Source organism: Frankia umida (genome assembly GCF_023242945.1).
Lineage (GTDB): Bacteria > Actinomycetota > Actinomycetes > Frankiales > Frankiaceae > Frankia > Frankia umida.
In genome coordinates, this window is record NZ_JALKFT010000063.1 from 1 (window position 1) to 10,363 (window position 10,363).

9 protein-coding genes are annotated in these 10,363 nt (G+C 72.6%); all 9 read left to right on the plus strand.

What is annotated here, in order from left to right:
• The first annotated feature begins 298 nt into the window (after nucleotides 1–298).
• The 9 genes from argC (at nucleotide 299) to MXD59_RS25460 (ending at nucleotide 9,890) form a co-directional block, all read left to right on the plus strand.
• Nucleotides 299–1,327, plus strand: coding sequence for an N-acetyl-gamma-glutamyl-phosphate reductase (gene argC, locus MXD59_RS25420; protein WP_248827103.1), 1,029 nt, complete (start codon nucleotides 299–301; stop codon nucleotides 1,325–1,327).
• Nucleotides 1,328–1,358: 31 nt separating this feature from the next.
• Complete coding sequence (gene argJ / locus MXD59_RS25425; RefSeq protein WP_248827104.1) at nucleotides 1,359–2,519, plus strand: bifunctional glutamate N-acetyltransferase/amino-acid acetyltransferase ArgJ; 1,161 nt, start codon at nucleotides 1,359–1,361, stop codon at nucleotides 2,517–2,519.
• Nucleotides 2,516–3,604, plus strand: coding sequence for an acetylglutamate kinase (gene argB / locus MXD59_RS25430; RefSeq protein ID WP_248827105.1), 1,089 nt, complete (start codon nucleotides 2,516–2,518; stop codon nucleotides 3,602–3,604). The genes argJ and argB overlap by 4 nt, the downstream gene beginning before the upstream one ends.
• Nucleotides 3,601–4,863, plus strand: coding sequence for an acetylornithine transaminase (locus tag MXD59_RS25435; protein WP_248827106.1), 1,263 nt, complete (start codon nucleotides 3,601–3,603; stop codon nucleotides 4,861–4,863). The genes argB and MXD59_RS25435 overlap by 4 nt, the downstream gene beginning before the upstream one ends.
• Nucleotides 4,860–5,837, plus strand: a complete 978-nt coding sequence (gene argF / locus MXD59_RS25440) for an ornithine carbamoyltransferase (protein WP_248827107.1) — start codon at nucleotides 4,860–4,862, stop codon at nucleotides 5,835–5,837. Before MXD59_RS25435 ends, argF begins: the two co-directional genes overlap by 4 nt.
• Complete coding sequence (gene argR / locus MXD59_RS25445; protein WP_248827108.1) at nucleotides 5,834–6,538, plus strand: arginine repressor; 705 nt, start codon at nucleotides 5,834–5,836, stop codon at nucleotides 6,536–6,538. Before argF ends, argR begins: the two co-directional genes overlap by 4 nt.
• 63 nt (nucleotides 6,539–6,601) lie before the next feature.
• Nucleotides 6,602–7,804 (plus strand): argininosuccinate synthase, encoded by a 1,203-nt coding sequence (locus MXD59_RS25450; RefSeq protein ID WP_163549185.1) that lies wholly within the window; start codon nucleotides 6,602–6,604, stop codon nucleotides 7,802–7,804.
• On the plus strand, nucleotides 7,801–9,261 hold the full coding sequence (gene argH / locus MXD59_RS25455; protein WP_504858367.1) for an argininosuccinate lyase: 1,461 nt from the start codon (nucleotides 7,801–7,803) through the stop codon (nucleotides 9,259–9,261). The genes MXD59_RS25450 and argH overlap by 4 nt, the downstream gene beginning before the upstream one ends.
• Complete coding sequence (locus MXD59_RS25460; protein WP_248827109.1) at nucleotides 9,246–9,890, plus strand: DNA-3-methyladenine glycosylase; 645 nt, start codon at nucleotides 9,246–9,248, stop codon at nucleotides 9,888–9,890. The genes argH and MXD59_RS25460 overlap by 16 nt, the downstream gene beginning before the upstream one ends.
• Nucleotides 9,891–10,363 lie beyond the last annotated feature (473 nt).

Here is a 10,363-nt window from a genome sequence, read left to right on the forward strand (position 1 = left end):
CAACACCGCGCACCTCCTCTTCTGACGGGTGTGTAGGAGTTGGAATCTCCCGCCTTCAGGCAGGGGAGGACGTCAACGAGGCGTCAGCTTAGCGAGCTGCCACATACCGTCACACAGGTGTCGCACCCGGACGCGACCTGGCGACCCGGCGTGAGGGGGCCAGCGCCGGATCGGCCGGCTCGCACGGCCCCTCGGGGCGGGGCGGGACCTGTCAGAGCGGGGCGGGACCCGTGGCGCCGGGCCTCGACTTCAGCGAAAACGATTGAATGAACATGCGGGCGAGTGTATAAGTTCTCGTATGGGAGTGACGGCGGCGGTGGCGGGAGCAAGCGGCTACGGCGGCGGGGAGCTGCTACGCCTGCTGCTCGGCCATCCGGATATCGAGATCGGCATACTGGCGGCGAACACCTCCGCCGGCCTGCCGGTGACGGACGTGCACCCGAACCTGCCCGACCTCGAAGGTCGAGTCTTCGCTGACACGCAGGCACTTGTCGAGAGCAAAGCCGACCTGATCTTCCTCGCGTTGCCGCACGGGCAGTCGGGAGCGGTGGCCGCGGCCCTGCCCCAGGGCGTCCGCGTGGTCGATCTCGGCGCCGACCATCGGCTGGCCGATCCGGCCGCCTGGGCCCGGGCCTACGGCGGTGAGCACGCCGGTAGCTGGACATACGGGATGCCCGAGCTGCCCGGCGCCCGGGCGCGCATCGCGGCCAGCACCCGGATCGCCGCGCCGGGCTGCTACCCGACGGCATCCTCGCTGGCCCTCGCGCCCGTGCTGGCCGCGGGTCTGGTCGAACCGCGGGATCTGACGGTGGTCGCCGCCAGCGGCACCTCGGGCGCGGGCCGATCGGCCAAGGTGAACCTGCTCGGCAGCGAGGTGATGGCCGACCTCACCGCCTACAAGGTGGGCACCCACCAGCATCGTCCCGAGATCGCGCAGGCCCTGTCCGGGGTCGCCGGGGTGCCGGTCAGCCTGTCGTTCACACCGGTGCTGGCCCCGCTGCCACGGGGGATTCTGGCCACCTGCTCCGGCCGCGCGCTCCCGGGTGTCGATGCGGAGGTCGTCCACGAGGCGCTGCGCGCGGCGTACGCGGGGGAGCCGTTCGTGCGGGTGCTGCGGCCCGGGCGCTGGCCGCGCGCGGCCGCGACGCTGGGCGGCAACGCCGTCCACGTGCAGGGCACGTACGACGCCGAGTCCGGCCGGGTGATCGTGGTCTCCGCCCTCGACAACCTCGGCAAGGGCGCGGCCGGCCAGGCGCTGCAGTGCGCCAACCTGATGCTCGGCCTGCCCGAGACCACCGGGCTCACCGCCCAGGGCATCGCACCGTGACCACACCTGTCAGGCGCCTGGGAGGGCAACTGTGAGCGTCACCGCCCCACGGGGCTTTCGCGCCGCCGGCGTGGCGGCCGGGCTGAAACCGTCCGGCAACCCGGATGTCGCCGTCGTCGTCAACGACGGCCCCCTCGATGCCGCCGCCGGCGTGTTCACCCGCAACCGCGTCCAGGCCGCGCCGGTGCTGTGGACCCGCCAGGTGCTCGCCGACGGGCGGGCGCGCGCCGTGGTGCTCAACTCCGGTGGGGCGAACGCCTGCACCGGCCCGGCCGGGTTCGGGGACACGCACGCCACCGCCGAACACGCCGCGAGCCTGCTCGGCATCGGCGCCGGGGAGGTCACGGTCTGCTCCACCGGGCTGATCGGCGTCCGACTGCCCATGGAGAACCTGCTGGCGGGCGTGACCCGCGCCGCCGGTGAGCTCGACGGCGACGGTGGCGCCCGGGCCGCCGAGGCGATCCGCACCACCGACACCGTCGCGAAGATGGCGGTCCGCACGTCCACGACCACCCCCGGCGTCACGGTCGGGGGAATGGCCAAGGGCGCGGCGATGCTGGCTCCCTCGCTGGCCACGATGCTCGTCGTCATCACCACCGACGCGGTGGCCGACGCCGCCACCCTGGCCGACGTCGTGCGGGAAGCCTCCCGGGTGAGCTTCGAACGGGTCGATTCCGACGGCTGCCTGTCGACCAACGACACGGTGCTCCTGCTCGCCTCCGGCGCCTCCGGGGTCAGCCTGCCCGCGGGCGAACTCACCGCGCTGGTCTCCGAGGTGTGTGTCGACCTGGCGCAGCAGATGCTGGGCGACGCCGAAGGTTCGACGAAGACCATCGCGATCACGGTCGTCGGCGCCGCCAGCGAGGCCGACGCCCTGGAGGTCGGCCGCGCCGTCGCCCGCAACAACCTGCTCAAATGCGCGCTGTACGGCAAGGATCCGAACTGGGGTCGGGTGCTCGCCGCGGTCGGCACCACCACGGCCGTGTTCGAACCCGACACGCTGGACGTGTCGATGAACGGCGTCCAGGTCTGCCGCGCCGGCGCGCCCGGGGACGACCGTGATCTCGTCGATCTCGCCGACCGGCGGATCGACATCCTCGTCGACCTGCACAGCGGCACCGACGAAGTGACGATCTGGACCAACGATCTGACCGACGGCTACGTCTACGAGAACTCGGCGTACTCGACATGACCGACACCGCCGCATCGCCAGCCGCCGCATCGCCAGCCGCCGAGTCGCCAGCCGCCGAGTCGGCCGGCACCGAGTCGGCCGGCACCGAGTCGGCCGGCACCGGGCCGGTCGCCGTCCCCGCGGGTGCTCGTGGGCCCGCGGCGACCGCCCGTGGGCATGCCGCGCTCGCCAAGACGCATGTCCTCATCGAGGCGCTGCCCTGGCTGTCGCGGTTCCAGGGCGCGACCATCGTCGTCAAGTACGGCGGTAACGCGATGACGGAGCCGGCGCTGCGGGCCGCCTTCGCCGCCGACATCGTCTTCCTGCGCTACTCGGGGTTGCGGGTCGTGGTCGTCCACGGTGGCGGCCCGCAGATCACCGCGCATCTGGCCCGCCTCGGCGTCGAGTCGACGTTCGTCGGCGGCCTGCGGGTGACCACCCCCGAAACGATGGACATCGTGCGGATGGTGCTGCTCGGCCAGGTCAACCGCGACGTCGTCGGCCTCGTCAACGACCATGGCCCGTTCGCCGTCGGCCTCTCCGGCGAGGACGCGAACCTGTTCACCGCGAAGCGCAGGCCCGCGATCATCGACGGCCAGCCGGTCGACGTCGGCCTCGTCGGTGACATCGTCAAGGTCCGCGCCGAAACGGTCAACGCCCTGCTCGACTCCGGCAAGGTGCCCGTCATCGCCTCGGTGGCCCGGGGTGTCGACGGCGGTGTCTACAACGTCAACGCCGACACCGCCGCCGCCGAACTCGCCGTCGCCCTCGGCGCGACCAAACTCGTCGTCCTCACCGACGTCGAAGGTCTCTACGCGGACTGGCCGGCCAGCGACGAGGTCCTCAGTGAGCTGACCATCACCGAACTGGAAGCCCTCCTGCCCACCCTCGCGTCGGGCATGATTCCGAAGATGGAGGCCTGCCGCCGGGCGGTGCGCGGCGGTGTTCCACAGGCCCATGTGCTCGACGGCCGGGTCCCGCACGCCCTGCTGCTCGAGATCTTCACCGACGACGGCATCGGCACCCTGATCACCCCGGGCACCGCCGTCGAGCCCACCGTCACCCCGGCGTCCGCTGCCAGCACCGAGACCGGAGACAGGCCATGAACACCGATCTGCTCGCCCGTCGGGACGCCGTGATCATGGCGACCTATGGCCGTCCGGCGCTGTCTCTGGTGCGCGGGCAGGGCACCCGGGTCTGGGACGACACCGGCCGGGAGTACGTCGACCTGCTCGGCGGCATCGCGGTCAGCGTGCTCGGCCACGCCCATCCGGCGATCCGCGCCGCCGTGCTCGCCCAGTTCGACACGCTCGGGCACGTGTCGAACCTCTACGCCAACGAGCCGCAGGTCCGCCTCGCCGAACGCCTCGTCGAGCTGCTCACCGAGCGCACCCCCGGCAGCAGCGACAACGGCGCGGCCGCCGGAGCCGGTATCGGCGGCGCGAAGGTCTTCTTCGCGAACTCCGGTGCCGAGGCCAACGAGGCCGCCATCAAGATCGCCCGCCGGACGGGACGTCCGGAGATCATCGCCGCCGAGAACTCCTTCCACGGTCGGACTCTCGGCGCGCTGTCGATCACCGGGCAGCCGGCCAAGCGGGCCCCGTTCGAACCACTGCTGCCCGGCGTGCGTTTCGTTCCCTACGGCGACGCGGCGGCGCTGCGCGCGGCGGTCGGCGAACAGACCGCCGCAGTGTTCCTCGAACCGACCCTCGGGGAGGCGGGTGTCGTCCCGCCCCCACCCGGCTACCTGGCGGCCGCCCGAGCCGTGTGCGACGACGCGGGGGCGCTGCTCGTCCTCGACGAGGTCCAAAGCGGTGTCGGGCGGACCGGGGCCTGGTTCGCGCACCAGAGCGCCGGGGTTCGCCCCGATGTCGTCACCCTGGCGAAGGGGCTCGGCGGCGGGCTGCCGATCGGCGCCTGCGTCGGTCTTGGCGCCGCCGCCGATCTGCTGCGCCCCGGCGACCACGGCAGCACCTTCGGCGGTGGGCCGATCGCCTGCGCCGCGGCGCTCGCGGTGCTCGACACCATCGTCGCCGACGGTCTGCTCGAGCACGCCCGTACGGTCGGGGACCGGCTGGCGGCCGGCATCCTCGCCGCCGCGATACCGGGTGTGCTGGGTGTGCGCGGGCCGGGTCTGTGGCGGGCGATCGAACTCGACGGTCCCTACGCCCCGGCCGTGGAGATCGCGGCCCGGCAGGCCGGCTACCTGGTCAACGCGGCGGTGCCGACCGCGATTCGGCTCGCCCCCCCACTTGTCCTCACCAATGCCGAGGTGGACGCCTTCCTCGCTGTGCTGCCGGGTGTGGTCGCCCAGGCACGTGAGGCAGCCGAGCTGCCCGGGGAAGGCTCTAAGGTCAGCGCATGACGGCCCGACACTTCCTGCTCGACACCGACCTGACCTCCGCGGAACAGGCCGCCGTGCTCGACCTCGCCGACGGTTACAAGGCCCGGCGGCGTGCGCCGGGCCCTGCGGACCGTCCGCTGGCGGGCCGCTCGGTGGCGCTGCTGTTCGAGAAGCCCTCGACCCGCACCCGGCTGTCCTTCGACGTCGGGGTCGCCGAACTCGGTGGTCATCCCGTCGTGATCGACGCGGCCAGCACCCAGCTGGGCCGCGGCGAGACCATCGAGGACACCGCCGCCGTGCTCAGCCGGTACGTCGACGCGATCGTCGTGCGGACCTTCGCGCAGGAGCGCCTCGAGCGGCTCGCCGCCGCCGCGAACGTCCCCGTCATCAACGCCCTGTCCGACCACGCCCATCCCTGCCAGGCCCTCGCCGACCTGCAGACGATCCGGGAACGGCGCGGCGGTCTGGCCGGGCTCACCCTGACCTACCTCGGCGACGGCAACAACGTCGCCCACTCCCTGCTGCTCGCCGGCGCCCTCGCCGGGATGCGGGTGCACGTCGCCTCGCCCCCCGGCTACGAGCCGTTCGAGCAGGTCGTGCGGCACGCCAACGAGATCGGAGCGGCCACCGGCGGGGAGGCCCTGGTCATGCACGACGCGTTGGAGGCCGCCGCCGGCGCCGATGTGCTCTACACCGATGTCTGGGCCTCGATGGGGCAGGAGGGCGAGTCCGACAGCCGCTCGCTGGTCTTCCAGCCCTACCAGCTCGACGAGAAGGCGGTCGAAGCCGCCAAGTCCGACGTTCTGGTCCTGCACTGCCTGCCGGCACACCGGGAACTGGAGATCTCCGGCTCCGTCCTCGACGGCCCGCACTCGGCCGTGTTCGACCAGGCCGAGAACCGGCTGCACGCGCAGAAGGCCCTGCTGTCGCTGCTGTTCGCGGCCGAGGCAGGCACGGGCGGAACAGGCACGGGCGGGGCGGACGCGGCGCGATGAACGCGGTCGACACCGGTCCGGGCGCCGGAACCGGGCTGCGGAGGGCGGCACCGCTGACCAAACACGCCCGGCAGGCCCGCCTGGCCGCGCTGATCGGTCAGCGGTCCGTGCGGTCGCAGTCGGAACTCGCCCGTCTGCTCGCCGCCGAAGGCGTGCAGGTCACCCAGGCCACGCTGTCCCGTGACCTGGAGGAGATCGGTGCGGCGAAGGTGCGGGGCGTCGACGGTGCGCTGGTCTACGCCGTCGAGGGCAACCTCGCCCCGGCCGAGACCGTGCGGCTGCCACTGACCCGGCTGTGCGAGGAACTACTCGTCTCCGCCGAGGCCAACGGCGACCTGGTCGTCCTGCGCACGCCACCCGGCGCCGCGCAGCTGTTCGCCTCCGCGCTCGACCGCGAGGACTCCCCGGCGATCATGGGCACGATCGCCGGGGACGACACCGTCCTCGTCGTGTGCCGGGCCGCGCTGCCCACGGACGGCCCGGCCGGTGGACACGCCGGTGGCCCGTCCAGCGGCGGTGTGCCTGGCCGGGACGCCCCCTCACGGCGCAGGATGCCGGTGGGCGGGGTCGTCCCGATCGGTGGGCCGGCACTCGCGGCCTATCTGCTGTGGCTCGCCGACGGACGGAGCCGAACCGCGGCACCGCCCGACCCGCAGCCACCCGCGCCGGCTCCCGCCGACCCGAACCACCCCGTCACCTAGCGGGTTCATCCCACAGCAGGTCCACCCCATAGCAGCTCCCACCGCACAGAAGGAGTAAGTCCCGTGACCGAACGCGTCGTGCTTGCCTACTCGGGCGGCCTCGACACGTCCGTGGCGATCGGCTGGATCGGTGCCGAGACCGGCGCCGAGGTCGTGGCGCTCGCGGTCGATGTCGGCCAGGGCGGTGAGGATCTCGAAGCGATCCGGCAGCGTGCCCTCACCTGCGGCGCCGTCGAGTCGATCGTGGTCGATGCCCGGACCGAGTTCGCCGAGTCGTTCGTCGCCCCGGCCATCCGCGCCAACGCCCTCTACATGGACCGCTACCCGCTGATCTCGTCGCTGTCGCGGCCGATCATCGTGAAGCACCTCGTCGAGGCCGCCCGCCAGCACGGGGCCGACGCCATCGCGCACGGCTGCACCGGCAAGGGCAACGACCAGGTGCGGTTCGAGGTCGGCGTGTCCGCGCTCGCCCCCGGGCTGAAGGTGCTGGCACCGGTCCGCGACTCGGGCATGACCCGGGACAAGGCGATCGCCTTCGCCGAGGAGCGGGGCCTGCCGATCGACGTGTCCAAGCGCTCCCCGTACTCCATCGACCAGAACCTGTGGGGACGCACCGCCGAGTGCGGCATCCTCGAGGACCCGTGGGCGCAGCCGCCGGAGGACGTCTTCGTCTACTCCGCGGACCCGACGGTCGCCCGCACCCCGGACGAGGTGACGGTGTCGTTCACCGACGGCATCCCCACCGCGCTGGACGGACGCCCCCTCGGGCTCGCCGACCTGGTCGCCGAGCTCAACACCCGGGCCGGCGCGCACGGCATCGGCCGCATCGACATGATCGAGGACCGCCTGGTCGGGATCAAGAGCCGGGAGATCTACGAGTGCCCGGCCGCGATCACCCTGCTCACCGCGCACCGTGACCTCGAGGACCTCACCCTCGAGCGCGACGTCGCCCGGTTCAAGCGGGGCATCGACCAGCGTTGGGGCGAGATCGTCTACGACGGCCTGTGGTTCTCCCCGCTGAAGCTCGCCCTCGACGCGTTCGTGGACGCGGCGAGCGTCGGGGTGTCCGGGGACGTGCGCCTGCGCCTGGCCGGCGGGGTCGCGCAGGTCGTCGGCCGGCGCAGCCCCGCGAGCCTGTACGACCACGCGCTGGCCACCTACGACGCCGGCGACCAGTTCGACCAGTCGGACGCGCGTGGCTTCATCGAACTGTGGGGCCTGCCGACCAAGGTCTGGGCGGCCCGTGAGCAGCGGCTGAACCCGTGACCTCGACCGATTCCGCCGCCGCCGCCGCCGGCGCCGGCGCGCCGCCGACGGGCGGCCCGCCGATGCGGCTGTGGGGCGGCCGGTTCGCCGGCGGCCCGGCCGAGGCGCTGGCCCGCCTGTCGGTGAGCGTCCAGTTCGACTGGCGGCTGGCGCCCTATGACCTGCTCGCCTCGAAGTCGCATGCCCGCGTCCTGCACCGCGCCGGGCTGCTCGAGGATGCCGAGATCGCCGCGATGCTGTCCGCCCTGGACGAGCTCGCCGACGACGTCGCGACCGGGGCGTTCCGGCCCACCGTCGAGGACGAGGACGTCCACACCGCCCTCGAACGCGGCCTGTTGGAACGCCTGGGTGCCCTCGGCGGCAAGCTACGCGCCGGGCGCAGCCGTAACGACCAGGTCGCCACCGACCTGCGGCTGTATCTGCGCGACCATGCCCGCCAGGTCGTGGTTCGGCTCACCGAGCTGTCCCACGCCCTGGTCACCCTGGCCGAACAGCACGTGGACACCCCGGCCCCGGGGATGACCCACCTGCAGCACGCCCAGCCGATCTCGTTCGCCCACCAGCTGGCCGCGCACGTCCAGGCGTTCGTGCGCGACACCGACCGGCTGCGTGACTGGGACGCGCGGGCCTCGGTCAGTGCGCTCGGCGCCGGTGCGCTCGCCGGCTCCTCCCTGCCGCTGGACCCACGCGGGGTCGCCGCCGAGCTTGGCTTCGACCGGGCGTTCGAGAACTCCCTCGACGCGGTGTCCGACCGGGACTTCGCCGCCGAGTTCCTGTTCGCCGCCGCGCTCATCGGGGTGCACCTGTCCCGCCTCGGCGAGGAGATCGTCCTGTGGACGACGCGGGAGTTCGGCTGGGTCGAACTCGACGACGCGTTCGCCACCGGCAGCTCGATCATGCCGCAGAAGAAGAACCCCGACGTGGCCGAGCTCGCCCGGGGCAAGTCGGGACGGCTGATCGGTGGTCTCACCGGCTTCCTCGCCACGCTCAAGGGTCTTCCGCTGGCCTACGACCGGGACCTCCAGGAGGACAAGGAGCCGGTGTTCGACGCGGTCGACACCCTCCTGCTGGTACTGCCGGCGCTGACCGGGACGGTGGCCACGATGCGGGTCCGCCGTGACCGGCTGGCCGCGGCCGCCCCCGACGGGTTCGCGCTGGCCACCGATGTGGCCGAGTACCTGGTCCGTCGGGGAGTGGCGTTCCGCCAGGCTCATGAGGCCGTCGGCCAGCTCGTCTCGTGGTGCGTGGCGCACGACGTCGACCTGGACGAGGTCAGCGACGACGACCTGGCGGTGATCAACCCGTTGCTCACCCCGGACGTGCGCGGGGTGCTCTCGGTGTCCGGCGCCCTGGCGGCCCGCTCCGCCCCCGGTGGGACGGCTCCCGACCGGGTTCGCGAACAACTCGCGGCGCTGTTGCCCGTCCTGGACCGGGACCGTCGGTGGGCGATGGGCTAGCCGCGGCGTCGCACCTGTGCACCGCCGCTTTCTTCGACCGGCCCGTGCTGGCCGTCGCCCCTGATCTGCTGGGGGCGACGATCCGGCACGGGCCGGTCGTCGTTCGGCTCACCGAGGTCGAGGCCTATGGCGGGGTGGACGACCCGGCCTCGCACGCGGCCCGCGGCCCGACGCCCCGCTCGGCCGTCATGTTCGGCCCACCCGGCCGGGCCTACGTCTACCTGAGCTACGGCATCCACTGGTGCGTGAACATCGTGTGCGGTCCGCCTGGACAGGCCTGCGCCGTCCTGCTGCGCGCCGGTGAGGTGCTGGCAGGCCGCGACCTGCTCCGGCCCCGCTGGCCGACGCTGCCCGACCGTGACCTCGCCCGGGGCCCTGGCCGGCTCGGACGGGTCCTGGCCGCCGGACCCACCATGACCGGCACGAGTGTCACCGGCGACGGCCCCCTGACCCTCCACCGCCCCGCGCTGGACGCCGACCCCGGCGCCGTGGCCCGGACCGCGCGTACGACCCGTATCGACAGCGGCCCGCGGATCGGGATCCGCACCGCCGCGGAGCGCCCCTGGCGGTTCTGGCTGGCGGATGACCCCACCGTCAGCGGGCCTCGCCGGCCGCCGGCCCGGTCCTGAACGGCCGGCCAAGCGGCGCCCCAGCTACGAATGCCCAGGTCACGGGCCTACCCGGGGCACCTGGGGGGATCTTGGCTCAGACCTCTTAGCCTCGCATATCAGAACATCACTTCGAAGCGCTCCGACAGTGGTGTGATATAGGTCACACATCTGAGGCAGGGATTGATTTGACGCTCCCCGTCATCCACCCGTAATGTTCTCTCTGTCAGCGAGACACGGCGGACGCCGAACACCACGGCCGCCCCTCGCAGACGGGAACCTCCTGGCGGGGGTTCGGGGATGGCGACTGCGAGGCGGCCCCTACTGGGGAGAAGCTGACGAGCGTCGCATCACAAACTTGGCAAGTCGGAACACAGTCGCACGGATGCGGACATCTTCGTGATGGTCGCCCGGTAAGCGCCTGCTCCTTGAGAACTCAACAGCGTGCCGATTGTCAGTGCCAATATGTACTGCCCCCTTTTTCATGGCTCTGG